We start from the raw sequence: 24,724 nt of genomic DNA, 5'->3' as shown, positions 1-24,724 counted from the left end.
GCAAGGCCCCCCACCTCAGCCCTTCAGCTCCCCGTACCCGCCGATCTCCTGCGGCCCACGCGCGGCCGGCCCGACGTAGCGAGCGGACGGCCGCACGAGGCGCCCGGTGCGCTTCTGCTCCAGGATGTGCGCCGACCACCCGGCGGTGCGGGCGCAGGTGAACATCGACGTGAACATGTGCGCGGGGACTTCGGCGAAGTCCAGCACGATCGCGGCCCAGAACTCCACGTTCGTGGCGAGCACCCGGTCGGGCCGACGGGCGTGCAACTCGTCGAGGGCAGCCTTCTCCAGCGCCTCGGCGACCTCGAACCGGGGCGCCCCCAGCTCGCGAGCGGTGCGCCGCAGGACACGGGCACGCGGGTCCTCGGCACGGTAGACGCGGTGACCGAAGCCCATGAGGCGTTCGCCCTTGTCGAGGGCGTGCTTGACGTAGGCGACGGCGTCACCGGTGCGCTCGATCTCCTCGATCATGCCGAGGACGCGGGAGGGCGCACCGCCGTGCAGCGGCCCCGACATGGCGCCGACGGCACCGGACAGCGCGGCGGCCACGTCGGCACCGGTGGAGGCGATGACGCGGGCGGTGAAGGTGGAGGCGTTCATGCCGTGCTCGGCGGCGGACGTCCAGTAGGCGTCGACGGCCTGGACGTGCCGCGGATCGGGCTCACCGCGCCAGCGCCGCATGAACCGCTCGACGACGGTCTCGGCCTTGTCGATCTCGCGCTGCGGGACCATCGGCAGGCCCTGGCCGCGCGCGGACTGGGCGACGTAGGAGAGGGCCATGACGGCGGCGCGGGCGAGGTCGTCGCGGGCCTGGGCCTCGTCGATGTCCAGGAGCGGGCGCAGGCCCCACACGGGGGCGAGCATGGCGAGCGCGGACTGGACGTCGACGCGGATGTCCCCGGAGTGCACGGGGATCGGGAACGGCTCGGCCGGGGGAAGCCCGGGGTCGAAGGCGCCGTCGACGAGCAGGCCCCACACGTTGCCGAAGGAGACGTTGCCGACCAGGTCCTCGATGTCGACGCCCCGATAGCGCAGGGCACCGCCTTCCTTGTCCGGTTCGGCGATCTCCGTCTCGAACGCGACGACTCCCTCAAGCCCGGGTACGAAGTCGGACATCAGGCGGCTCCTCATGATGTGGGCGACACGGTGTGTACGGCGGTGTGTGTACGACTGGCATGTGTGCGACCCGAGGCCTGGGCTCTGGGGTCGGGGTAACCCGGTGATGCCCCGCGCGGCCGGAGGTCACCCAACCGACACGGCTTCGGAACGATAACCCTTGGTGCCACCCTTGGCGATGGACTGCGGCACCCAGTGCCACACATCACCTTCAGATGGGTGTGCGCGCCCGCCGACTGCCGCTGTGGGGCGAGGTGTTCGTATACGGCAGGATGACCACGTGACCGACTTCCGTGCCACCGCCCCCGACGCGCCCGGGCCTGCTGCTTCCGGCCTCGGCGGCGCCCTCTCCGACGTGGCCGCGATGCGTGCGCAGTACCGCGCCGAGGGCATCGCCGAGGCCGACTTCCCCGCCGATCCCGTCGAACAGTTCGGGCACTGGTTCGCGGCCGCGGCCGCCGAGGCCGCCGCCGACGACGGGGTGATCCGGGAGCCGAACGCCATGGTCGTGTCGACCGCCGACGCGGACGGGCGGCCCAGCTCCCGCACGGTGCTCCTGAAGGGCTACGACGCGCGGGGCTTCGTCTTCTACACCAATTACGAGTCCCGCAAGGCCCGGGACATCGACGCCAACCCGCATGTCTCGCTGCTCTTCCCCTGGCACCCGATGGCCCGGCAGGTGATCGTCGCCGGTACGGCGGAGCGGATCGGGCGGGACGAGACCGTGCGGTACTTCCGGGGGCGGCCGCACGGGTCGCAGCTCGGCGCCTGGGCCAGCGCCCAGTCGTCCGTGATCGCCTCGCGGGACGAACTGGACGCCGCGTACGCGGAGTTGGCGGCGCGCTATCCCGAGGGCGAGCAGGTCCCGGCCCCGCCCAACTGGGGCGGCTACCGCGTCACCCCGCTGACCGTCGAGTTCTGGCAGGGCCGCACGAACCGGCTGCACGACCGCCTCGTCTACAGCCGCGCCACTCCGGACGCGCCCTGGGTCCTGCGGCGCCTGAGCCCCTGACCGGGCGGCGGCGGCCTCGTGGCGCGGGGCCGCCCGTGGGGCCGGTGGAGGGCTAGGACCCCGCGAGGACGCCGTCCAGGAACGGCTCGATCGCCTCGCGCCAGCCCTCCGGCTGGTCGTAGTGCACGAGGTGGCCGGCGTCGGGCACCTCCGCGTACGCCCCGCGGGGCAGGACGCGGACCATCTCCTGGGACTCGGCCCGGCCCAGCTCGCCGTCGAGCCCGCGCACGACGAGCGCGGGGCACTGGACCTGGACCAGCTCCTCCCAGTGCGCGTCGTACACCCAGGTCTCCCGGGACTTCAGCATCTGCGCGGGGTCGAAGACCGGCCGCCAGCCGTCCTCGCCCTCGGCCATGACCTCGGAGAAGAACGCCCCGCGCGAGGGGTTCGGCCGCTCCACCCACGGATCGTCCTCGCCGAACCACTTCCGCACGTCCGCGAGCGTCGCGAACGGCACCGGCCACGACTTGAACCAGTCCTCCCACTCCCGCTGGGAGGCGGCGCCGAGGGCGGACGCGCGCATGTCGCAGATGATCAGGCCCCGGACCAGGTCCGGGCGGCGCGCGGCGAGCTGCCAGGCGGTGAGCGCGCCCATGGAGTGCCCGATGAGCACGGCGGGCGCGAGGCCCAGCTGCTCCAGGGCGGCCTCGGCGTCGTCCACGTACGCCCCGCGGTCGTACGGTCCGTCGGCCGGTTTGTCGCTCTGGCCGTGGCCCCGCTGGTCGAGCGCGACCGCGCGGTGGCGCTCGGAGAGCCAGCGTGCCGTGCCCGCCCAGTGCGAGGCGCGGCCCATCAGGCCGTGCAGTAACAGCACTCCGCCCGGGGGCGAGTCGGCCTCCCTGGATTTGGGAGGGTCGGCGTACTCCCAGGCGGCGAGGCTCACGCCGCCCGCGCCGGTCACGTCGATGCGCCGCACCATGGTCCCAGGCACCCCCCTTGACTCCGCTCGGGTCGTTCACTCACGCATCCCGGCACGCTATCGAACTCTCATTCGGTAGCGGCCGTCTCGCCGCCAACACCCCTCGTTCGGGTGACCATGCTCAAGGATTGACCGCCGCCGCCGAGGGGAGATCTTCAACGGGGGGCGGGCCGCTCGGGGAAGCCGGTCCGAGGGGGATGACCCTGGGAGCTCGGGGCTCCGGGTCAGCACAGGGGAGGACAGGCCCCGGCGCCCAAGGGCGCCGGGGCCCTCTGCGTGCCGGGCGCGTGGCGCACCGCGCCCCGCGCGCCCCATCTCGCCTGCCGGGCACATCGTCTGTCCCCTCTCCGGTGCCGTCCCGGTCCCGAGACGGCCAAGAGTCCTCAGGTCATATGCCTCACGCGACAGCCTCGCACGCAAACCGCATCGGCGCTGCGATTCGGCACACTGAATCTTGGACTCCGGCGGGTCTCGGACTCACCTCAACTGCACCTGTGGTAACGGGAGTTGATGGCCGTTACGAGACCCGCCGGGGTCCGGAGCCGGGCGCGGTCAGCGCTTGGCGACGAACACGTGCGACGCGACATCGGCCGCCAGCTCGGCGGCCTCGCCGCTGCTGCCGACGAGTACCCCCCCGGCGGACTCCGTCACACTCACGACCGAGCCGGGCTGCACGCCCGCGCGCCGGAGCGTGTACATCAGCTGGGCGTCCGTCTGGATCGGCTCGCCGATCCGGCGCACCACGACCGTCTTGCCGTCCGTGCCCGGGTCGAGGTCGATCAGGGAGACCATGCCCTCGTCCAGGAACGGGTCGGCGCCGTCCTTCTCGCCCAGCTCCTCCAGGCCCGGGATGGGGTTGCCGTACGGCGACTCGGTGGGGTGGCGGAGCAGCTCCAGGACGCGCCGCTCCACCGCCTCGCTCATCACGTGCTCCCAGCGGCAGGCCTCGGCGTGCACCTGCTCCCACTCCAGGCCGATCACATCGACCAGGAGACATTCGGCGAGGCGGTGCTTGCGCATCACGCGCGTGGCGAGACGGCGGCCCTCCTCGGTCAGCTCCAGGTGCCGGTCGCTGGCGACGGCCACCAGGCCGTCGCGCTCCATGCGTGCCACCGTCTGGCTCACCGTCGGACCGCTCTGGTCGAGCCGCTCGGCGATCCTGGCGCGCATGGGGACGACACCCTCCTCCTCCAGCTCGAGGATGGTGCGCAAATACATCTCAGTGGTGTCAATAAGCCCCGACATGGGTGCCCCTCAGATTTCGCTCGTGCGCTGGCCCTGCCCTCAATTCTGACGCATACCACTGACAACCGGGTTGCGCCGGGAAAAGAGGCGGTCGGAGGCCGTATTGACAGGGCACTGGTCCAGACCGCACCGTGATCCGCGACACGACGGGACACGGCGGGACGAAGGGGTTTCGCGGATGGGCAAGGGAAGCCAGGGCTCGGACGGCGGCAGCGGCCCGGACACGGGCGGCGGATCGGACGGCGGCGCGGACCTGCTCGCCGCGCGCTACCTCGACGCCGCCATCGACCTGCTGCGCCGGGTCCGGGACGAGGAGTCCGCGGACATCACCGCCGCGGGCGAGCTGATCGCCGACGCCGTCACCGCGGGCGGCCGCCTCTTCGCCTTCGGCGCGGGCCACTCCTCGCTCGCCGCCCAGGACGTCGTCTACCGCGCGGGCGGCCTCGCCCTGATGAACCTGCTCTCCGTGCCCGGTGTCGTCGGCGTCGACGTGATGCCGGCGACGCTCGGCTCGGCCCTGGAGCGCGTCGACGGCCTCGCGGGCGCCGTCCTGGACTCCAGCCCGGCCCGGTCCGGCGACGTCCTGGTGATCATCTCCCTGTCCGGGCGGAACTCGCTGCCCGTGGAGATGGCCATGAACGCCCGCGCCATCGGCCTGAAGGTCATCGGCGTGACCTCCGTGGCGTACGCCACGGAGACGAGGTCCCGGCACGTCTCGGGGACCTTCCTCAAGGACCACTGCGATCTCGTCCTCGACTCCAAGATCGCCGTGGGGGACGCGGAGATCGCCCTCGACTCCGTGGACGCGCCCTTCGGGCCCGCGTCCACGATGGTCGCCAGTGCGTTGATGCAGGCCATGATGGCCACGGCGGCCGCTGCGCTGGCTGAGCGGGGGATTCAGCCTCCCCTGTTGCGGTCCGCGAACGTGGATGGCGGCCATGACTGGAACGGGCGGGTTTTCTCGGAGTACGGGGATCGGATTTTTTACCGGCACTGAGTGCTCCGCTGGGTGGGTTGTGACTGTTCTGCGGGCCGGTGGGGGCTGGTCGCGCAGTTCCCCGCGCCCCTGACGGGCGCGCCTTCGGCAGCGCCCTGAGGGAAGCGCACGGTCACCCGTAGGCCGCCGCCCCTGCCGTTTGCCTCTGCCTCCGCCGTCCCGCCGTGTGCCCTCGCTATCGCCGTCACTATCGACAGGCCGAGGCCCGCGCCCTCGCCGCGGGCGTGGGTGCGGGGGCGCAGGCGGTGGAACGGCTCGAAGAGGTGGGTGACGGTGTCGGGCGGGATGGCGGGGCCCGTGTTGGTGACGGTGATCGCGTCGGGCGCCGTGGTCACCTCGACGCGGCCGCCGACCGGGACGTTGTGGCGTACGGCGTTCGCCACCAGGTTGTGGACGAGGCGCTCCAGGAGGACGCCGTCGCCGTGGACGGTGAGGGGCGCGGCCCGCACGGTGATCGCGACGTGGCGCCGGGCGGCCTCCTCCGCGAGGGCGTCGGCGACCTCGTGGGCGGTGACGTCCAGGGCGACCGGCTCGTGCCGCTCCAGGGCGCGGTCGTGGTCGGGGCCGCCCGGCGCGTCGGCGGTGGCGAGCAGCAGCAGGCCCTCGATGAGGCTCTCGCTGTCGTCGGCGACGGAGATCAGCTTCCTGCGGATGCGGGCGACGTGCGCGGGCGGCGGGTCCCCGGCGAGCCCGATCTCGGCGGCGGCCCGCTGCACCGCCAGGGGCGTGCGCAGCTCGTGCGCCGCGTTGGCCGCGAACCGCTGCTGCGCGCCGACGAGGCGCTCGATGCGGTCGAGCATCGCGTCGAAGGTGTCGGCGAGCTGCTTCAGCTCGCCCGGGGGCGCGTCGAGGGCGATACGTTCGTGCAGGTTGGAGCCGGACAGGCGGCGCGCGCTCTCGGTGATCACGGCGACGGGGCGGAGCACCCGGCCCGCCATCCACCAGGCCAGGGCGACGGACAGCACGGTGTACGCGGCCAGGACGATCACGGACATCGAGAGCAGCCGCCCGAGCGCGGCCTCCCCCGCGGCGTCGCTGACCCGCGTCACCGCCTGCGCGGGCACCGTGTCGGCGGGCAGCATGGGCCGCGCCGCCACCGCGAGCCCCGCCGTCGGCTGGATCGCCCACGGCGGCCCGAAGTCGTCCCGGTCGACCCGGGGCCCGGGCACGGCCGTGGTGACCGCCGTGCTGATCGACGAGTACAGGCCCTGCCGCACGAGGACGTACACCACGCCGGTGAGCAGCGCCCCGGCCAGGACGAGCAGGACGCCGTAGAGCGCGGTAAGCCGGACCCGCTCGCCGCGCACGCCGAGGCCGCGGGGCGCGCCGGGTCCGAGGAGGGCGCCGAGCCCGCGGAGGCGGTGGGCGCCGGGCAGGCGCGGCACGGCGGAAGCGCCCGGGGCCTCGGCATGCGCGGCCCTCACAGCGACACCCCCGAGATCCGGTACCCCGCCCCCGGCACCGTCTCCACCACCCCGGGCTCCCCGAGCTTCGCGCGGAGCTTGGAGAGGGTGACGCGGACGGCGTTGGTGCGGTAGCTGGTGTCCTCCTCCCAGACCTGCTCGATCAGGTCCTCGCCGCTGACCACGGCGCCGTCGGCGCGGAGCAGCGCCTCCAGGACGGCGAACTCCTTGCGGGACAGCGACAGGTGGCGGCCGTCGCGGCTGGCCTGGCGGCGCGCGGTGTCCAGGACGAGGCCCGCCCGCTCGATGACCGGCGGCAGGGCGGGCCGGGCGCGCCGCCCGAGGGCGAGGACCCGGGCGAGCAGCTCGTCGTACGCGAACGGCTTGGTCAGGTAGTCGTCGGCGCCGAGCCCGAGGCCCGCGACCCGGTCGCGCACCGTGCCCGCCGCCGTGAGCATCAGGACGCGGGTGAGCAGCTTCTGTCGCACGACGCGGCGGCACACCTCGTCGCCGTGCACGCCGGGCAGGTCGCGGTCCAGGACGAGCACGTCGTACTCGCCGAGCTGGAGCTTGCGCAGCGCGGTCAGGCCGTCCGCCGCCACGTCGACCGCGAGCGCGTCGCGGCGCAGCCCGACGGCGATCATCTCGGCCAGGAATTCCTCGTCCTCCACCAGCAGTACGCGCATGCCGCCCTGTGTACCCGAGGGCCACCTTTCGCCGGTGTAAAGGTTTGCCGTGAGAGAGACGAAACCCCGCTTCCCGTGAGCCTGGGCCGCGGCGGGCGCGACCGGCGCCGGCCACCGGACCCATCGACACCACCATCGACATCAGGGGAAGCCATGACACGTACGCGTACCCGCAGCCGTTCGGCCGCGTTCGCCGCGGTCGCCGCCCTCGCGCTCTTCGCGACCGCCTGCTCCGGCGGAGACGACGGCGGCGACGGCAAGAAGGACTCCGGCGGCAAGGAGAACGCCGCCGACAAGGCCTTCAAGGAGCGCGAGTGCCTGCGCAAGCACGGTCTGAAGGTCCCCGAGCCGAAGTCGGGCCAGGACGGCAACGGCATCACGATCGGCGGGGACCTCAGCAAGGAGAAGATGCAGAAGGCCCTCAAGGAGTGCACCGGCAAAGGCCCCGGCTCGGCGGGCGGCGGCATCTCGCAGGCCGACAAGGACAAGATGCTGAAGTACGCGCAGTGCATGCGCAAGAACGGCTACAACATGCCGGACCCGAAGTTCGAGGACGGCATGGCGCAGGCGATGCCCGCCCCCAAGGGCGCCGAGATGAAGAAGATGGAGAAGGCCGCCGAGGCGTGCAAGGGCATCGTCGGATGAGGCGGCGCACGGCAGTCGTCTCGACGGTCGTCGCACTGCTCGCGGTCGCGGGCGCCGGGGTCGCCGTCACCGGGACGGACGGGTCCGGCGGCGACGGCGGCGGGTCGGCGAGGAGCGCGGACCTGCCGCCCGCGACCGCCGCCGTCCAGCGCGGCGACCTCAGCAGCGGCACCCAGCTCGACGGCACCCTCGGCTACGCCAAGGAACGCAAGGTCAACGCGGGCGCCGCGGGCATCCTCACCCGCACCCCGGGCGCGGGTGACACGATCCGGCGCGACGGGCGCCTGTACGAGGTCAACGGCGTGCCCGTGCGCCTCATGTACGGCACCGTGCCCATGTACCGCACCCTCAAGCCGGGCTCCGAGGGCGAGGACGTGCGGCAGCTGGAGCAGAACCTCCAGGCGCTCGGGTACGCGGCCGGGCTCGCCGTCGACGACGAGTACACGGCCGGGACGGCGGCCGCCGTGAAGCGCTGGCAGAAGGCGCACGAGCGGCGCCAGACCGGCCGGGTCGAGCCCGGGGACATCGCCTTCTCGCCGTCGGCGGTGCGCGTGAAGTCCGTGGCGGCGGCGGTCGGCGACCAGGTGTCGCCCGGCCGTCCCGTGCTCACGACGACCGCGTCCGAGCGCGTCGTGCGCTTCCAGCTGGAGGTGTCCGACGGGAAGCTGGCAAAGGTCGGCACGAAGGTCCAGGTGTCGCTCCCGGACGGCTCGACGGCGTCCGGCCGCGTCTCCGCGGTCGGCCGGACCGCGAAGCCCGGCGACGACCCGGCCGACAAGACCCCGAAGATCCCGGTGACGGTGTCCTTCGACGACCCCTCCGACGTGCGCGGCTTCGACCAGTCCCCGGTCACCGTGAACCTCACCGGCGAGACCCGCGAGGGCGTCCTGTCCGTCCCCGTCAACGCCCTCCTCGCCCTGCCCGGCGGTGGCTACGGCGTCCAGGTCGTCGCCGGGGGCAAGGCCCGCCAGGTGCGCGTGAAGCTCGGCATGTTCGGCTCGGGCCGGGTCGAGGTGAGCGGCGGCGGGCTGCGCGAGGGGATGAAGGTCGGGGTGCCGAAGACATGAGCGCGCGGCGTGCGGAGAGCACGTACGAGAACCACGCGGAGTACGAGAAGGGCGCTGAGGGGGCGTCCGGCGGCGGCAGCCCCGGTCCCCGTCCGGTCGTCCGCCTCACCGGAGTCACCAAGGAGTACCCGGGCGGTGTCGCCGCCCTGCGCGGAGTCGACCTCGACGTCGCGGAGGGCGAACTCCTCGCCATCGTCGGCCCGTCGGGCTCCGGCAAGTCGACGCTGCTGCACATCGTCGGCACCCTGGACCGGCCGACGGCGGGGACGGTCGAGATCGCCGGGCACGACGTGGCGAAGCTCTCGGACCGCAGCCTGTCGGCGCTGCGGGCCCGCCGCATCGGCTTCGTGTTCCAGGCCTTCCACCTCGTCCCCGGCGTCAGCGCCCGCGACAACGTGGCCGAGGGCCTGCTCTACTCCGGCCTGCCGCGCGCCGTGCGCAGGGCCCGCGCCGCCGAGGCCCTGGACCGCGTCGGCCTCGCCGACCGGATGCGGCACCGGCCGCACGAGCTGTCCGGCGGCCAGAAGCAGCGCGTCGCCATCGCCCGCGCCGTCGTCGGCGAACCGGACCTGCTGCTCGCCGACGAACCCACCGGAGCGCTCGACTCCGCCTCCGGCGAGGCGGTCATCGAACTCCTCCACGGCCTCAACTCCGAGGGCGCGACCATCGCCGTCATCACCCACGACGGACAGATCGCGGACCGGCTGCCCCGGCAGGTCAGGATCCGCGACGGCCGGGTGGTGCACGACGGCGCCCGCCAGGACCAGGACGTACGAGCACAGGGAGCCGTGGCGCGATGACCGCTGACCGTACGCGGCCGAGGCGGCTGCGCGCCGCCCGGCTGAGCCCCCGCGACATCGTCCACGTCGGCGCGTCCGGGCTGCGCAGCCGCCCGATGCGGGTCGTCCTTTCCGCCCTCGGCATCGCGATCGGCATCGCCACGATGGTCGCGGTGGTGGGCGTATCCGCCTCCAGCAAGGCCCAACTCCTCGAAAAGCTCGACAAGTTGGGTACGAACATGCTGGTGGCCGCGCCGGGCGACCCGCTGTTCTCCGGCGAGGACCCGAAGCTGCCGAAGGACGCGGTGGGGCGGGTGTCCCGGATCGAGGGCGTCGAGGACGTCGGGGCCACCGGCGACATCGACCGCACGGTGCGGCGCAGCGAGAAGATCCCCGAGGGTGAGACCGGCGGGATCTCCGTCAAGGCGGCCACCGAGGACCTTCTGAAGGTCCTGCGCGGCCGCACCGCCAGCGGCACCTGGCTGAACGCCGCCAACTCCCGCTATCCGTCGATCGTCCTCGGCCACGTCGCCGCCCGGCGCCTCGGCATCACCTCGCCCGGCCAGCAGGTGTGGGTGGACGACCGCTACTTCACGGTCATCGGCATCCTCGCGCCGCTGCCGCTCGCCCCCGACGTCGAACGCTCCGCGCTCACCGGGTGGGCCGCCGCGAAGTCGCTCCTCGGCTTCGACGGGCACCCGACGTCGCTGTACGAGCGCTCGGCGGACGACGCCGTGCACGACGTGCGGGCGCTGCTCGGCGCGTCGATCTCGCCCGAGAGCCCGCGCGACGTCAAGGTCACCGACCCCTCGGCGGCCCTTCAGGCCAAGGCGGACACCGAGGGCGCCTTCTCCACGCTCCTCCTCGGCCTCGGCGGCATCGCCCTCCTCGTCGGCGGCGTCGGCGTCGCCAACACCATGATCATCTCGGTCCTCGAACGCCGCTACGAGATCGGCCTGCGCCGCTCCCTCGGCGCCACCCGCGGCCAGATCCGCGTCCAGTTCGTCACCGAGTCCCTGATGCTGTCCGGCCTCGGCGGGCTCGCGGGCGTCGCACTCGGCGCGGCGGCGACAGCCGCGTACGCCGCGTCCGGGGGTTTGCCGTGGGTGGTCCCCCTGTGGGCGGTGACGGCGGGCTTCGGCGCGACCCTGGCCATCGGAACCGTGGCGGGGCTCTACCCCGCGGTGCGGGCGGCCCGGCTCTCCCCGACCCTCGCGCTGCACGCGGCGTAGCCGACGCCGGGGTCACCCCCGAATCGGCGCTCCGCGCCTCGTCCTCAAACGCCGGACAGGCTCTCTCCCACCCACCCGCCCGGACTTGACCGACCTCGGCGACAGCCCGGCACCCCCAGCCCCACCGGGGGCACCCCCGCCATCGGCGCTCCGCGCCTCGTCCTCAATCGCCGGACGGGCTCTCTCCCACCCACCCGCCCGGACTTGACCGACCTCGGCGACAGCCCGGCACCCTCACCCCCACCGGGGGCACCCCCGCCATCGGCGCTCCGCGCCTCGTCCTCAAACGCCGGACGGGCTCTCTCCCACCCACCCGCCCCCACCTGCACTTGCTGGGCAGCAGCCCGGCGCCTTCAGCGCGAAACGGCTCACGCCGCAACGTCCCCCGAACCGCCCCGGCACATTTCAGCCCGCCCCGGGGATGTTTCAGCCCGTCCGGCGATTGAGGACGAGGCGCGAAGCGCCGATCAGGAGAGGACCGTCCCACCCGCCACGGGACACCCACCCCCGGGGTCCAGGGGCGAAGCCCCGGTTTCGGAGAAGGGGCGGGACCGGGGCGCCCCGCGAAGGCCCTACCCCCCCACCCCCGCCAGATCCAGCGCCGCCGCAACCCGCGCAGCGACACTCTCCGCGTAAGCGGCATCGGACCGCTCGAACTGCGCCCGAGCGGCCCCCCGCAGAAAGGTGATGACCCCCAACGTCCGCCCCCGGCTCCGCAGGACGGCGCACAGCGCGTGGACGGACGACTCGGGCCACTGCCGGGCAAGGGCCCACTCCCGCGCCCGCCCAGGATCGGCGGTGGCCGCCGTGGCCCGCACGGACCCGGCCCGCTCGACGCACTGCGGCGCGGGATGCCCCTCCAGATACCGCAGCGGCAACCGCGCCTTGCCCGCCGGCTGACAGGGCCCGGGCGCCCCGGCGGGCGTGACGGCGGCCCGGACGAGCCGCAGCTGGGGCTCCTCGCTGTCGATCACGTCGATCAGGGCGTGGTCGGCGAACCCGGCGAGGGCGAAGTCGAGCTGGACGGTGGCCGCCTCCATGGGGTCCTCGCACTCGGCGGCGGCCCGCGCGGCCCGGTGCAACTGCTGCGACCGGAAGCGGAGCTGCGCCGCCTCGGCCTCGGTCTGCTTGGCCTCGGTGACGTCGAGGAACAGCCAGCCGACGCCCAGCGGCACGGGCTCCTCGGCGAGCGGGGACCCAAGACGAAGGAACCCGCTGCGCCAGCAGCGCCGCTCCGGTTCACCACCGTCGCCGCGGACGGCGAGCCACATCTCCGCGGGGGCGGGCGGCGCGCCCTCCGCGAGCACGTGCGTGAGGGCGCTCTCCAACTCCTCGACGCCCTGGGTGAGGACCTCGCCGAGCGGCCGCCCGAGCAGCGCCGTGCGCCCCATGCCGAGAGCCCGCGCGGCGTGGGCGTTCACCACGGCGGGCCGCAGGTCGGCGTCGACGAGCACCACACCCCACGAGGCGTTCTCGAACAGCGCCTCGCTCAGGGCGATGGACCGCTCCAGGTCGATCTGGGTGTGCACCTCGCTGAAGGCGCAGTACACCCCGCTCGGCTTGCCGTCGCCGCCGCGCACGGCCGAGGTCTGGGTCCGCACGAGCACCCGCCCGCCGTCCTTGGTCAGGAGCGCGAACTCGTCGACCTGCCGCCCCGGCGCGTGCATGGCGGAGAGGAGCCGCCCCTCGACGTCCTCGGCGTCGGCGCTGCGCACGGCCCAGTCGGCGAACCCGCGCCGTCCGACCGCCTCCGCGGCCGTCCAGCCGAGGATCCGCTCCGCCTCGCGGTTCCAGTGCGTCACGACTCCGTCGGCGTCGAACGCGCACAACGCGGCGTCCATGCCGTCGAGCAGCGCCGCGAGGAGTTCGGCCCCGCCGGGCTCGGGCTCCTCGGGGCCCAGTTCGTCGGTGGTTCCGCTCTGTCGGGAAGCACTCACCCGGACCCCCCTGCAGGCTGTGTCCTCATCGTCCTCGTCGCCAGATCATTCAACTTGAACGTGACACAGCACACAGTAAGTTCCCGGAAGTTGAGGCAAATCGTTGCCGGACCAAGGTCTCAGAAAAACAGTTGAACGACTCGGGCGGGCTTCCTAGGGTGAGTGTCACTTCGGAGAGGAGGTGGTTCGGCAGATGTATGAATACCGGACGGAAGAGGTGACTGCGGGCTAGCGGCCCGCCACCACACCCAGTGCGGTGCCGGACCAGCGTGCGAAACAGGCACGCAGCCGGCCGTAATTCCAAGCAGTCACCCGACCCGCGAGCCGCCGGTACGTCCGGCCGGCTTCCCCGGCCTCACGGCAGGGGAACCACGGCTCGCGGGTCGCTCCGTGTCCGGGACAGGACGGGACCAGCGCGCCCCCGGGCCACCCGCTCACCTCACCCCTTGCTCACCGCCGCCAGGATCTCCGGCAGCCGCCGCGCCACCCGCGGCGCCGCGAGCCGCAGGCCCGCCGCGGTGACGGCGCCTCCGTAGAGCGCCCCGACGGGCAGCAGGACCCAGCTCAGGGAGCCGTGGTCGGCGGCGTGCAGCCAGATGGTGAGGGCGAGGACGGGCGCGCAGAGCGCGGCGGCGGCGATCATCCCGCCGAGGATGGAGATCCAGGCGAGGCCCGCCTGGCCGGGGGCGACGTTCTTGTAGCCCTGCTGCGGGATGGAGTAGGGGAAGCGGGCCGACGACCAGGCGCCGGTGGCCAGCATGGCGCCGAGGAGCGCGAAGGACAGGCCGAGCGCCTCCGGCAGGGCCTGCCACTCGCCGAGGAGCGCCGTCGTCAGAACGGTGACGAGGGTCGCGTACGGCAGTGTGATCACGAGCAGGGCGAGCGCACGGGCCCGCAGCTCCTCGTACGCGTCCCGGGCGGAGGAGATCGTCATCGCGACCATCCAGAACGCGGACGTGTCCTGCCCGAACTGGTTGTACATCTGGATGCCGAGCATCCCGGCGGCGAAGCAAGCGAAGTAGACGGAGCCGGTGCCCTGGAGGGCGTTGAACAGGGGCACGATCAGGCCGATGGCCAGGGATGTCACCCAGGCCGCCTTGGTCTTGGGGTCGCGCCAGACATAGCGCAGGGTGCGCTCCATGACGGGGCCGGTGCGGCCCGCGGGGAGCCGGGCGAAGAGGCCGCCGCCGCGGCCCTCGCGGGACGGCTCCGCCGCGGCGAGCGTGGAGCCGTCGGGCGCGGTCATCAGGCGGGTGAGGCTGCGCTGCCACAGGTGCAGGAGCAGGGCGAGGGCGGCGCCGGACAGGGCGAGTTGGGCGACCGCCGTGGCGTACCGGGCCTCCCCGGCCGCGTGCACCGCGGAGAGCGCCGACGACGGCGGGATCCAGCCGAGCACGTCCGCCGCCGGGTCCAGCTCGCCGAGCCCCGCGTCCGAGGAGCCGAGCCGCTGCGCCCCGAAGTTCACGACCTGTGCGCCGACGGCGATGACGAGTCCGCTGAGGACGGCGAGGTCGCGGCCCTTGCGGCTGGTCAGGAGCCGGATGTTGGCGGCGGCGACGGCCCGCGCGAGCGCCACGCAGACGAGCAGCGTCAGCGGTACGGCGACGACACCCACCGCGACCGCCGCCCCGCCGTCCGCCACGGCGATGACCGCGCCGAGCGCCAGGCAGAGCGTGAACAGGGGCCCGATGCCGACGAGCGAGGCGACCAGGAGGGCGCGGACGAGGGGCCGCGGGCGCAGCGGCAGCATCACGAGCCGGGTGGGGTCCAGGGTCTCGTCGCCGCTGGGGAAGAACAGCGGCATCACGGCCCAGCCGAGGGCGAGGACGGCGACGAGGATGATCGACACGGTGGCGGCGTGCTCGTTGCCGCGCAGCAGGATCAGGCCGAGGAGCTGGAGCGCGGCGAACAGGAGCGCGACGACGGCGGACGCCACGTACGCGGCGCGGCGTCCCGAGGACTGGCGCAGGCCGTTGCGCAGGAGGGACAGCTTCAGGCGTACGAAGACAGGGGTCAGGCCGGTGCCGGGGGTCGCGGTGGTGGCCGGGGCGGTCATCGGGCGCCGCCGCCCAGCCAGTCGAGGTCCGAGCCCGTGTCGCGGCCGTTCGCGCCGACGAGTTCGAGGAACGCCTCCTGGAGCGTCGCGGCGTCGCCGCGGACCTCGGCGAGGGGGCCCTGGGCGCGGATGCGGCCCGCCGCGATGACGGCGACCCAGTCGCACAGGGACTCCACCAGCTCCATCACGTGGCTGGAGAAGACCACGGTCGCCCCGGAGGCGGTGTAGCGCTCCAGGACGCCGCGGATGGTCTGCGCGGAGACCGGGTCGACGCCCTCGAACGGCTCGTCGAGGAACAGCACTTCCGGGTTGTGCAGCAGGGCCGCCGCCAGGCCGATCTTCTTGCGCATGCCGGTGGAGTAGTCGACGACCAGCTTGTGTTGGGCACCCGCGAGGTCCAGGACGTCCAGGAGCTGGGTGGCCCGCTTGTCGACCTCCTCGCCGGGCAGGCCCCGCAGCCGTCCCGTGTACGCGAGGAGTTCGCGGCCGGACAGGCGCTCGAACAGGCGCAGGCCCTCGGGGAGTACGCCGATGCGGGCCTTGACCTCGGCGGGGTCCCGCCAGACGTCGTGGCCGACGACCTCGACCGTGCCCTGGTCGGGGCGGAGGAGGCCGGTGACCATGGAGAGGGTGGTGGTCTTGCCCGCGCCGTTCGGGCCGACGAGGCCGATGAACTTGCCCGCGGGGAGGGTGAGGTCGATGCCGGCCACGGCGAGTTGCTGGCCGAAGGCCTTCCACAGGTTGTGTACGCGCACCGCTGCCGCGGGGGTTTCCGTCGGGTCGGCCACCGTTGCCCCTTTGTCCTTGCCGTCGTCCTGTGCGCACGATACGTCGGCGTGGTGGAGCTTGGACGATGGTGGCTGTCGGCCGGGCTGCGCCCGCCCGTGCCGCCCCTGGCGGCCCAGTCGCCCGCAGGGCAGAGCAGAGCGCGCAGGGCAGGGCAGAGCAGAGCGGCCGCAGGGCAGAGCAGAGCGGCCGCAGGGCTGACGGAGCGGCCGCAGGACTGAGCAGCGCGGCCGCTGGCTGCTACTTCCTGCGGGCCTCCCTGCCGCAGGCGTAGGAGAGGGGGGAGATCACTTCTTCGGCGTCGGGGAGCCAGCGGTTGGCGGGGGTGGGGCGGTTGGCCCACTGGACGGCGCCGGAGGCGCCGAAGCGGGTGGGGGGCGCGGCCACGTAGCCGCCTTCACCGAGGGTGACGAGGTCGAGGGCGGCGGGCGGCCAGCCGAGCTTGCGGACGAGGTCCGGGACCTTCGCCGCGGCGCCGGGCAGGACGAGGAACTGCATGCGCCGGTCGGGCGTGCACGTCACCGGGCCGAGCGTCAGCTCCATCCGCTCCATGCGGGCGAGGGCGAGGAAACCGGCTGTCTCGGGCACGTCGATCGCGTCGAACGTGCGGCCCGTGGGCAGCAGGATCGAGGCGTTCGGCTGCTTCGCCCACATGCGCCGGGCGACCGTCGCACTGCCCGTGGCCTGCGTCGGCCAGTCGTCGCGCACGGGGTGGGCGCCGGGCGCGGGGCAGGCGGCCTCGCCGCACGAGCAGCGCCACGTGCCCTCGACGGACTCGAGCCAGGCGCCGGGGAAGACATCCCAGTGGCGTTCCTCCGCGTACCGAACGGCCGTGTCCTGCAGGGCCTCTCCGCGCTGCTTCGGGATCTGCGCGGCTGACGTGACTCCGATGGTCTCTTCCACGCACCTCTCAACTGCGCGCGTCATGTCGGGTTACGGGGTGTCACGTGCGCGGGGGAGGAGCATCGATCCTGCGGCGGGGCGCATGGGTGCACGGGTGGGGGCGCGCATGGGCAAGCGGGGCCGGGCGCGGGTAGCCACGTCTGGGGCAGTCGGAGTTCGACCGAGTTCATCCTTGTTCATCGGACAGCCATGTTCACCCGGCTCGCTGACGTGTGCCGCACTCTGCCGTGTTGAGGTGCGAAACATCAAATTCAGGCAGGTTGCTGTGCATCTGTGGTGTATGTGGTGCATCTTCCGGTTGTTCCCAGGGCATTGATCATCTGGGCGATGCGGGCAAACCGGCCCGGACCGTTCCTCATTCGACATCCACATCCGAAGTTCCAGATGGTCCACGGTGCACACAGGGGGTACGCCATGGCCGCCAGGCCTCTCGTCGCACGGCAGCCGAACGAACGGCTGCAGGCGCTCATTCAGGAAGCCGGCTGTTCCAACGCCGGCCTGGCCCGTCGCGTGAACATGTGCGGCGCGGAGCACGGTCTCGACCTTCGATACGACAAGACGTCGGTGGCTCGCTGGCTGCGCGGCCAGCAGCCGCGCGGGCGCGCGCCGGGCATCATCGCCGAGGCGCTCGGCCGCAAACTGGGGCGCACGGTCACGATCGACGAGATCGGCATGGCGAACGGCAAGAACCTCGCCTCCGGCGTGGGGTTGCAGTTCTCGCCCACCGTTCTCGGCGCGATCGAGCAGGTCTGCGAGCTGTGGCGCAGCGACGTGGGCAGGCGGGACTTCCTGTCCGGCTCGTCCGTCGCCGCGTCCGCGCTCGTGGAGCCGAGCAGGGACTGGCTCATCTCCTCGCCGGACGCGCAGGTCGGCCGCACGGCCGGGCCGCGCGTCGGGCTCTCGGACGTGGCCGCCGTGAAGGCGATGACGGAGGCCCTGACGCAACTGGACCACCAGTACGGCAGCGGGCACGTGCGCCCCGTCGTCGTGCACTACCTCAACTCCGTCGTCTCCGGGCTGCTCGCGGGTTCCTACCGCGAGGCCGTGGGCCGGGAACTGTTCGCCGCGGTCGCGCGGTTGACGGAACTGGCCGGATACATGGCCGTCGACACGGGCCAGCCCGGCCTCGCCCAGCGGTACTACATCCAGGCCCTGCGCCTGGCCCAGGCGGCGGGCGACCGGGGGTACGGAGGGTACGTACTCGCGGCGTCCATGAGTCATCTCGCCGCGCAGCTCGGCAACCCGCGCGAGATCGCGCAGTTGGCGCGGGCGGCGCAGGAGGGGGCGCGCGGGCGGGTCTCGCCGCGCGCGGAGTCGATGTTCTACGCCGCGGAGGCGCGGGGCCACGCCCTGCTCGGCGACGCCCGGTCCACGCAGATCGTGGCGGGGCGCGCCGTCGAGGCCATGGAGCGGGCCGTGGGCGAGGAGGACTCGGGCGACGACCCGGTGTGGATCCGCCACTTCGACCAGGCGTATCTGGCCGACGAACTGGCGCACTGCCACCGCGACTTGGGCCAGGCCGACGCCGCCGCCCGGTGTGCGGAGGAGTCCCTGGCCGGGCATCCGCCGACGCGGGCGCGCCGCCGCGCCATCGGTCTGGTGCTGCTCGCCACGGCCCAGGTGCAGCGCCGCGAGATCGAACAGGCCTGCCACACCGGCCTGAAGGCCGTCGAACTCCTCGGCACGCTGCGGTCCAACCGCGGCGCGGAGTACCTGGACGACTTCCAGCAGCGGCTCGAACCGTTCCGGGAGGAGCCGGTGGTACGCGAGTTCGGGGCGCGGCTCGACCTGCAGGCGGCGTGACGGTCGCCACGGCGAGTACGGCCGCCGACGGCCTGTCGGGGGGCGTGTGGCGTGAAAGGGGCGCAGGGAGTCCTGCGCCGGGACGCACGCCCCCTTCAACAGCGTCTGTCGTACGACTTCTGTTACTTCTGTGACGCCTGCGTCAGGGGTGGCGTCCGGCGCGCTCTGAGCTGCGTGGCCGAGCGCCACGGGGACCCGGTAGCGTGAGCCGACGTTCCGAAGGTCCCCCATTCGTAGGAGTCCCGGTGACGCAGCAGAGCGGGCAAGGCGCTGCTTCCTCCGAACCGCAGCAACCCGCGGCGCGGCACGCGCACGAGGGCATCGTGCTGCCCGCGGACGGCAGCGAGCCGCTGATGCCGGGCACCACCGGCGACCACGCCGCCCCACCGGTCGGCAGCCCCTGGGGCGAGCCCTGGGGCCCCGACACCGCGGCCCCCGCACCGGGCGCGGGCCAGTCCTGGGGCGCACCCCAGGAGCCCGCCGCACCTGCGCCGACCGGCGCCGGGATGCCGCTGCCGCCGGAGGGCACACCACTGCCGCCCGCGACGCCGCCGACCGCTGCTTCGTACGAGGGCGCTTCGTACGGCGGGTCGTACGGATCCCCGCTGCCGCCCGAGGGGGCGGGGCAGGGGTACGCGCCGGGAGCGGGCGCGATGCCCGCGCAGGGGCCCGGCCCGATGCCCGGACAGGACTCGGGTCGAATACCCGGCCAGGGCCCGATACCCGCCGAGAGCGGACCCATGCCGCCCCAGGGCCAGGGACCGCGACAGGGATACGGCCAGGGACCGGGGCAGGGTCAGGGGTACGACCAGTTCTCGGGCCAGGCCCCGCTTCCGGACCAGGGCTCGCTGCCGGGCCAGGCTCCCCTCCAGGGCCAGGGCCAGGGCCAGGGCCAGGGCTCGCTGCCGGGTCAGGCTCCTCTCCAGGGTCAGGGCCAGGGCTCGCTGCCGGGTCAGGCTCCCCTCCAGGGTCAGGGCCAGGGCTCGCTGCCGGGTCAGGCTCCTCTCCAGGGCCAGGGCCAGGGCTCGCTGCCGGGTCAGATACAGGGCCAGGGCCAGGGCCAGTTCCCGGGCCAGAGCCCGCTGCCGGGTCAAGGCTCACCTCATGACCAGGGCTCGCTCGCGGGCCAGGCGCAGGGCCAGTTCCCGGGCGAGGGCTCGCTGCCGGACCAGGCGCCGTTCCAGGACCAGGCCTCGCTCGCGGGTCAGGGCCAGTTCCAGGGCCAGGCCCCGCTTCCGGGCCAGAGCCCGCTTCCAGGTCAGGGCTCGCTTGCAGGCCAGGCCTCACCTCAGGGCCAGGCCTCGCTCCCGGGCCAGGCACAGTTCCCGGGCCAGGCGCAGCCCCAGGGCCAGGCCTCGCTCCCGGGCCAGGCACAGTTCTCGGGCCAGGCGCAGCCCCAGGGCCAGGCCCCGCTTCCGGGGCAGGCCCCACTCCCCGGCCAGGGCTCGCTTCCGGGCCAAGCCCCCCTCCAAGGCCAGGCGCAGGCCCACTTCCACGGCCAGGGCCAGGCACAGACCCCGCTCCCCGGACAGGCGCAGGCCCATGGCCAGACCCAGTTCCTGGGCCAGGGCGCCCACCAGGGCCTTCCCCCCGCCGGTCACGCCCCCGCGCAGGGGCACGAGTTGCCCGGTGGCTCGTACGGTGGGCAAGCCCCCGCGCACCTGCCGCCCGCAGGGTCGGGCGGCATGCCGCTCCCGTCGGCAGGACAGGCAGGACCGGCAGGACCGGCAGGGCAGGCAGGGCGGGGCGCCGGGCCGCACGACGGCGGCGGATACGGGACGCCGTCCGCCGTGAACGGGGGCGGGCGGCACGCGGCGCCCTCGGCGGCGCCCAGCGGGCCCGACGCCGAGGCCACCCAGTTCATCTCCCCCATCGGCGGCCCCGCCTCCCCGGGCGCGCTGCCGCCGGAGATGCCCGCCGACGGCTCCACCCAGTTCCTGGGCCGTGCCGCCGACGTCATGCCGGGTGCGCCCGCCGCGCCGGACGACAACGCGCCCACCCAGTTCATCGCGCCGATCACGGACGGCGGCCCGCCCGCCGCCGCCAACGCCGCGTACGGCGTGCGCCCCGGTGCGCCGGGCGACCGGCAGCCGCCCGCCGAGTTCGACAGCCTCTTCCGCCGGGAGCCGGAGCCCGACGAGGGCCCCGCGTCCACCCAGCAGATGCCGCGCTTCCAGGCGGCCGCCGCCGCGCCCGCCCCGGGCCCCGCGGCCGAGCCGGAGCCCGTGCCCGGGCGCGCGGGCCGGGGGCGTACCGGCTCCAAGATGCCGCTCCTCGTGGCCGTCGGCGTCGCCATCGCCGTGCTCGGCGTCGGCGCGGGCGCGATGCTCTCCGGTGGGGGCGACGACGACAAGAAGGACGACAACGAGCCGCTCGCCGCGACCGCGTCTGCGGGCGACGAGGAGTCCAAGAAGCCGTCGCCGAGCGCCGACCCCGCCAAGAAGCAGGCCGTCGCCCTGGACAAGCTCCTCGCGGACAGCAACAACAGCCGCGAGTCGGTGATCGGCGCCGTCCGCGACGTCGGCAGGTGCGACAACCTGGGGAAGGCCGCCACCGACCTGCGGGACGCCGCCAAGCAGCGCAACGGCCTCGTCGGCAGGCTCTCCGGCCTCACCGTCGACAAGCTGCCCTCGAACCAGCGCCTGACCACCGAGCTGAACAAGGCGTGGAAGGCGTCCGCGTCCGCCGACAACCACTACGCCGCGTGGGCCGACCAGGTCGCCCGCAAGAAGGGCTGCCGCAAGGGCCACGCCCGCCAGACCAACCACTCGGCCGCGGGCAACCGCGCCAGCGGCGAGGCGACCCGCGCGAAGCAGCAGGCGGCGACGTTGTGGAACGCCATCGCGACGCAGCACGGGCTCACCAAGCGGAGCCCGACGCAGCTGTAGCCCGTGCCAGTCCCGTGCCAGTCCCGTGCCAGTAGGGGAGTGGACGCAGACGTGGAACGGCCGGTGGCCCCGATCTAGATCGGGGCCACCGGCCGTTCGTGGGTTCAGCGGGCGGACTCCAGGGTCTTCGCCACGTTCACGAACTGCTTGCGGGCGAGGATCAGGCGGCCGTCCCGCACCACCTGGAAGGTGACGTCCGCGTTCACCAGACGCGGGTAGTCGCCCGCCGCCAGCATGTCCTCGAAGCGCCAGCGCAGCATCGGCGTGAGCCCGCCGGTGTCCACGCGCAGACCCTGGTCGAGGGTGCGGCGCAGCGAGCGGGCGGTGACGGCGTCGCCGTTCAGGGACTCGACGGCCTGCCGCAGGACGGTGAACGCGATCCACGTGGTCTGGGTGCCCGCGTCCGTCGCGTCGACCCGGTTGTCGCCGAAGGCGTGCTCGCGGATGACCTCACGCATCTTCGACCAGCGCGCGTCGCTCGCGGCCGGGTACCAGCCGGTGACGTACGCCCCCTCGTACGGCCCGTTCGCACCGCCCGTGCGGTCGACGAGCGACTGGTCGACACTGCCGAGCACGGAGGCCGTCCGCACCGGCGGGTACGCGTCCTCGGTGCGCCGGAACGAGTCGAAGAAGGTGTCCGTGCGGGCGCCGAGGGCCGCCGCGACACAGCCTTCCTTGTCGCCCGCGCGGGGCGCGGCGGCGTCCCGCGTACCGATGGCACCGCCACTGCTGCTGCCGGAGTCCGACCCGGAGCCGGAGCCGGAGCCGGAGCCGGAGCCGGACCCCGAGCCGGACCCCGAGCCCGCGCCGCCCGACGCGCGGTCCAGCGCCTGCTCGGCCTGCGCCGTGTAGTCCGTGCCGTCCTCGGGCGCCCGGATGTCGGCGGACGCCGCGCGGTTGCCCTGGGCGAGACCGGAGTCGAGGAGCTTGGAGAGGTTGTCGCCCGCTATGGTGTCCGGCCGCACCAGCGAGACGCGGTCGCAGACGTCGGCGAGCTGCCGCCCGTTGCCCGCGAGCAGCGCGGGCTGCCCGCCGTTGACGGGGTACGACAGAGGGCTCGAGAACTCCTCGTCGGTGAGGCCGTAGCCACCGATGTACGGGATGCCGGCCGACTCGAGCGGTCCGAAGAACGCGCGGCCGTGCTGGCTGTAGGAGCCGACGACGGCGGCGACGTCCTCCTCCACGGCCCGCCGGGCGCAGTTGCCCGCGCCGACCGGGTTGTTGCGCTCGTTGCAGGTGATGACTTCGAGCTTGCGGCCGTCGAGGCCGCCGGTGTCGTTGACCCAGCGGGCGTACGCCTTGGCCATCGCGGGCATGCCGGGCTTGTTGGTCGCCCGGGTGTGCTCCGGCGCCCACGTCATGACCGTGACGGGGTCATCCTCGGAACCCCCCGTGGTACCGGGGATGACCCCACAGCCGACGGCCAGGGACGCACACGCCGTCACGACCACCGCACTGAACAGCGCTTTTCGCGCTCGGGGCGCGGTCTGGACGGGGCGGGGAGGGAAGACGCGTCGCAAGGCGGTCATGGACACGCACGATTCCGGCAACGGACCAACCGCGGAGTGACGCGTATTCAACGGTTGGTGACCAGAGGGTGAACTGGTGGGGCCGTAACCGCGCAGGTGATGTGGGAACGTACGATCGATGACCGTGCAAGGAACGGAGAAGTCTTCCCGTCGCGGCCGTCGGTCGACGACCATAGGCGGCATGCCAACGAACGACATGCCGTGGTGGCGCTGGCGCAGCAACGTGCGCTCGGCGCTGCACATGCTCTCCGACCCGGTCTTCCAGCGTGAGTGCTGGCTCGCCGGGCGCGAGGAGTACGGGGATGTGACCGACGCCGTGTACCGCCTGGTCGAGGACACGTGGCTGGACAACTGGTCCGCGGAGAAGTACGTCGGGACGATCTTCCGGGACTCCCAGGAGGCGGCGCTCGTCGACGCCGCCGTGCTGCGGGTGCTGCGCATCATGCACGAGGTCGGCGCGGACGCGGCGGTGTCCGTGTATCTGGACCACCCCGGCTGGCCGGACGCGGTGCGGGCGGCGCGGGACGCGCATGTGCGGCTCGCGGCGGCGGACGGGGAGGATCCGGACGGGGCGCCGCGGACGCTGGAGGTCCTGCGGATCCTGACGCGGTCGGGCTGAGGGGTTCGCGTACGCGGGCGGGTTCGGGGGTTCCCGTACGCGGCCGGGGTGACCGTGGGGGGTTCGGCGGCGGTCCGTGGGGTGCCCCCGGGTATGGGACCCTGGGCGGATGAACGAGCAGTCCGCCGTCGCAAGGGACCAGCGCGCCGACAGCGCCGAACAGTACGTCCTCACCCTCTCCTGCCCCGACAAACAGGGCATCGTGCACGCCGTGTCGAGCTACCTCTTCATGACCGGCTGCAACATCGAGGACAGCCAGCAGTTCGGCGACCACGACACCGGACTCTTCTTCATGCGGGTGCACTTCTCGGCCGAGGCGCCCGTCACCCTCGACAAGCTCCGCGCGAGCTTCGCGGCGATCGGTGACTCCTTCCAGATGGACTGGCAGCTCCACCGGGCCGACCAGAAGATGCGGATCGTCCTGCTCGTGTCGAAGTTCGGGCACTGCCTGAACGACCTGCTGTTCCGCTCGCGCATCGGCGCGCTGCCCGTCGAGATCGCGGCGGTCGTCTCCAACCACACCGACTTCGCCGAGCTGGCCGCCTCCTACGACGTTCCCTTCCACCACATTCCGGTGACGCGGGACACCAAGGCCGAGGCGGAGGCGCGGCTGTTGCAGGTCGTGCGGGACGAGGACGTCGAGCTCGTCGTGCTCGCCCGGTACATGCAGGTCCTCTCGGACGACCTGTGCAAGCAGCTCAGTGGGCGGATCATCAACATCCACCACTCGTTCCTGCCGAGCTTCAAGGGGGCGCGGCCCTATCACCAGGCGCATGCGCGCGGTGTGAAGCTGATCGGGGCGACCGCGCACTATGTGACCGCCGAGCTCGACGAGGGGCCGATCATCGAGCAGGAGGTCGAGCGGGTGGGGCACGGGGTCACGCCCGACCAGCTGGTGGCTGTCGGCCGGGACGTCGAGTGCCAGGCGCTGGCGCGGGCCGTGAAGTGGCACGCCGAGCACCGCATCCTCCTCAACGGCCACCGCACCGTCGTCTTCGCCTAGCCCCCGCTGTACCTCCGGCGCGGGGTCCGGTCGTTCGGCGTCGACGGGGCCGGTGGGTGGTTCCCCGCGCTGCGCGCGGGGCCCGCCCCACCCGCCCAC

20 protein-coding genes are annotated in these 24,724 nt (G+C 73.5%); 10 read left to right on the top strand and 10 right to left on the bottom strand.

The window, feature by feature from the left end; translation table 11 throughout:
• Positions 1 to 15 precede the first annotated feature (15 nt).
• Positions 16 to 1,116, bottom strand: a complete 1,101-nt coding sequence (locus tag AB6L24_RS22145) for a citrate synthase 2 (protein ID WP_405657661.1) — start codon at positions 1,114 to 1,116, stop codon at positions 16 to 18.
• Positions 1,117 to 1,378: 262 nt separating this feature from the next.
• Between AB6L24_RS22145 and pdxH the strand changes: the two genes are divergently transcribed.
• Complete coding sequence (gene pdxH, locus AB6L24_RS22140) at positions 1,379 to 2,128, top strand: pyridoxamine 5'-phosphate oxidase (protein WP_405663233.1); 750 nt, start codon at positions 1,379 to 1,381, stop codon at positions 2,126 to 2,128.
• Positions 2,129 to 2,180: 52 nt separating this feature from the next.
• Here the strand turns inward: pdxH and AB6L24_RS22135 are convergent, their stop codons facing one another.
• Positions 2,181 to 3,047: an alpha/beta fold hydrolase gene (locus AB6L24_RS22135; protein WP_405663231.1), complete on the bottom strand. Its 867-nt coding sequence runs from the start codon at positions 3,045 to 3,047 to the stop codon at positions 2,181 to 2,183.
• 552 nt (positions 3,048 to 3,599) lie between these two features.
• Positions 3,600 to 4,292 (bottom strand): metal-dependent transcriptional regulator, encoded by a 693-nt coding sequence (locus AB6L24_RS22130; RefSeq protein WP_030361523.1) that lies wholly within the window; start codon positions 4,290 to 4,292, stop codon positions 3,600 to 3,602.
• 178 nt (positions 4,293 to 4,470) lie between these two features.
• Between AB6L24_RS22130 and AB6L24_RS22125 the strand changes: the two genes are divergently transcribed.
• Positions 4,471 to 5,289 carry an SIS domain-containing protein gene (locus tag AB6L24_RS22125; RefSeq protein WP_078619350.1) on the top strand — a complete coding sequence of 273 codons (819 nt, stop codon included), beginning with the start codon at positions 4,471 to 4,473 and terminating at the stop codon, positions 5,287 to 5,289.
• Here AB6L24_RS22125 and AB6L24_RS22120 read toward each other — a convergent pair.
• On the bottom strand, positions 5,277 to 6,596 hold the full coding sequence (locus AB6L24_RS22120) for a sensor histidine kinase (RefSeq protein ID WP_405663228.1): 1,320 nt from the start codon (positions 6,594 to 6,596) through the stop codon (positions 5,277 to 5,279). The two genes, AB6L24_RS22125 and AB6L24_RS22120, sit on opposite strands and share 13 nt — an antisense overlap.
• A gap of 113 nt (positions 6,597 to 6,709) precedes the next feature.
• Positions 6,710 to 7,378 carry a response regulator transcription factor gene (locus tag AB6L24_RS22115; protein ID WP_405657660.1) on the bottom strand — a complete coding sequence of 223 codons (669 nt, stop codon included), beginning with the start codon at positions 7,376 to 7,378 and terminating at the stop codon, positions 6,710 to 6,712.
• Positions 7,379 to 7,531: 153 nt separating this feature from the next.
• On the opposite strand from AB6L24_RS22115, the gene AB6L24_RS22110 reads away from it, so the two are divergent.
• From AB6L24_RS22110 to AB6L24_RS22095, 4 genes are read left to right on the top strand one after another with little or no spacing between them, the layout of a single operon-like run.
• Entirely contained in the window at positions 7,532 to 8,023 is a 492-nt protein-coding gene (locus tag AB6L24_RS22110) for a hypothetical protein (RefSeq protein ID WP_405657659.1), read from the top strand.
• Positions 8,020 to 9,090 carry an efflux RND transporter periplasmic adaptor subunit gene (locus AB6L24_RS22105; protein WP_405657657.1) on the top strand — a complete coding sequence of 357 codons (1,071 nt, stop codon included), beginning with the start codon at positions 8,020 to 8,022 and terminating at the stop codon, positions 9,088 to 9,090. Before AB6L24_RS22110 ends, AB6L24_RS22105 begins: the two co-directional genes overlap by 4 nt.
• Positions 9,087 to 9,890 (top strand): ABC transporter ATP-binding protein, encoded by an 804-nt coding sequence (locus AB6L24_RS22100; protein WP_405657656.1) that lies wholly within the window; start codon positions 9,087 to 9,089, stop codon positions 9,888 to 9,890. Before AB6L24_RS22105 ends, AB6L24_RS22100 begins: the two co-directional genes overlap by 4 nt.
• Positions 9,887 to 11,101, top strand: coding sequence for an ABC transporter permease (locus AB6L24_RS22095; protein WP_405657655.1), 1,215 nt, complete (start codon positions 9,887 to 9,889; stop codon positions 11,099 to 11,101). The genes AB6L24_RS22100 and AB6L24_RS22095 overlap by 4 nt, the downstream gene beginning before the upstream one ends.
• A 572-nt stretch (positions 11,102 to 11,673) precedes the next feature.
• Here AB6L24_RS22095 and AB6L24_RS22090 read toward each other — a convergent pair.
• The 4 genes from AB6L24_RS22090 to AB6L24_RS22075 all read right to left on the bottom strand — a co-directional run bounded on the left by AB6L24_RS22090 (position 11,674) and on the right by AB6L24_RS22075 (position 16,807).
• Positions 11,674 to 13,038 carry a PAS domain-containing protein gene (locus tag AB6L24_RS22090; RefSeq protein WP_405657654.1) on the bottom strand — a complete coding sequence of 455 codons (1,365 nt, stop codon included), beginning with the start codon at positions 13,036 to 13,038 and terminating at the stop codon, positions 11,674 to 11,676.
• A 439-nt stretch (positions 13,039 to 13,477) separates the two neighbouring features.
• Positions 13,478 to 15,094: a transporter gene (locus tag AB6L24_RS22085; RefSeq protein WP_405657652.1), complete on the bottom strand. Its 1,617-nt coding sequence runs from the start codon at positions 15,092 to 15,094 to the stop codon at positions 13,478 to 13,480.
• Complete coding sequence (locus AB6L24_RS22080; protein ID WP_405657650.1) at positions 15,091 to 15,882, bottom strand: ABC transporter ATP-binding protein; 792 nt, start codon at positions 15,880 to 15,882, stop codon at positions 15,091 to 15,093. The genes AB6L24_RS22085 and AB6L24_RS22080 overlap by 4 nt, the downstream gene beginning before the upstream one ends.
• Positions 15,883 to 16,120: 238 nt before the next feature.
• Positions 16,121 to 16,807, bottom strand: a complete 687-nt coding sequence (locus AB6L24_RS22075; protein WP_380846093.1) for a bifunctional DNA primase/polymerase — start codon at positions 16,805 to 16,807, stop codon at positions 16,121 to 16,123.
• A gap of 390 nt (positions 16,808 to 17,197) precedes the next feature.
• On the opposite strand from AB6L24_RS22075, the gene AB6L24_RS22070 reads away from it, so the two are divergent.
• Together AB6L24_RS22070 and AB6L24_RS22065 are read left to right on the top strand one after the other, a co-directional pair.
• On the top strand, positions 17,198 to 18,586 hold the full coding sequence (locus AB6L24_RS22070) for a transcriptional regulator (RefSeq protein WP_380846090.1): 1,389 nt from the start codon (positions 17,198 to 17,200) through the stop codon (positions 18,584 to 18,586).
• A gap of 245 nt (positions 18,587 to 18,831) precedes the next feature.
• Positions 18,832 to 21,474: a hypothetical protein gene (locus AB6L24_RS22065; RefSeq protein ID WP_405657648.1), complete on the top strand. Its 2,643-nt coding sequence runs from the start codon at positions 18,832 to 18,834 to the stop codon at positions 21,472 to 21,474.
• 104 nt (positions 21,475 to 21,578) lie between these two features.
• Here AB6L24_RS22065 and AB6L24_RS22060 read toward each other — a convergent pair whose 3' ends face one another.
• Entirely contained in the window at positions 21,579 to 23,003 is a 1,425-nt protein-coding gene (locus AB6L24_RS22060) for an ABC transporter substrate-binding protein (protein WP_405657647.1), read from the bottom strand.
• A gap of 118 nt (positions 23,004 to 23,121) precedes the next feature.
• Between AB6L24_RS22060 and AB6L24_RS22055 the strand changes: the two genes are divergently transcribed.
• The gene (locus AB6L24_RS22055; protein WP_078619351.1) at positions 23,122 to 23,622 is read left to right on the top strand and encodes an SCO4402 family protein; all 501 of its coding nucleotides are present in this window, start codon (positions 23,122 to 23,124) and stop codon (positions 23,620 to 23,622) included.
• A gap of 109 nt (positions 23,623 to 23,731) precedes the next feature.
• Positions 23,732 to 24,625, top strand: coding sequence for a formyltetrahydrofolate deformylase (gene purU, locus AB6L24_RS22050; protein ID WP_405657646.1), 894 nt, complete (start codon positions 23,732 to 23,734; stop codon positions 24,623 to 24,625).
• Positions 24,626 to 24,724 lie beyond the last annotated feature (99 nt).

The sequence above is a fragment of the Streptomyces sp. RK9 genome (assembly GCF_045070545.1).
Taxonomy (GTDB): Bacteria; Actinomycetota; Actinomycetes; order Streptomycetales; family Streptomycetaceae; genus Streptomyces; species Streptomyces alboflavus.
This window is presented reverse-complemented; position numbering and strand designations above follow the sequence as displayed.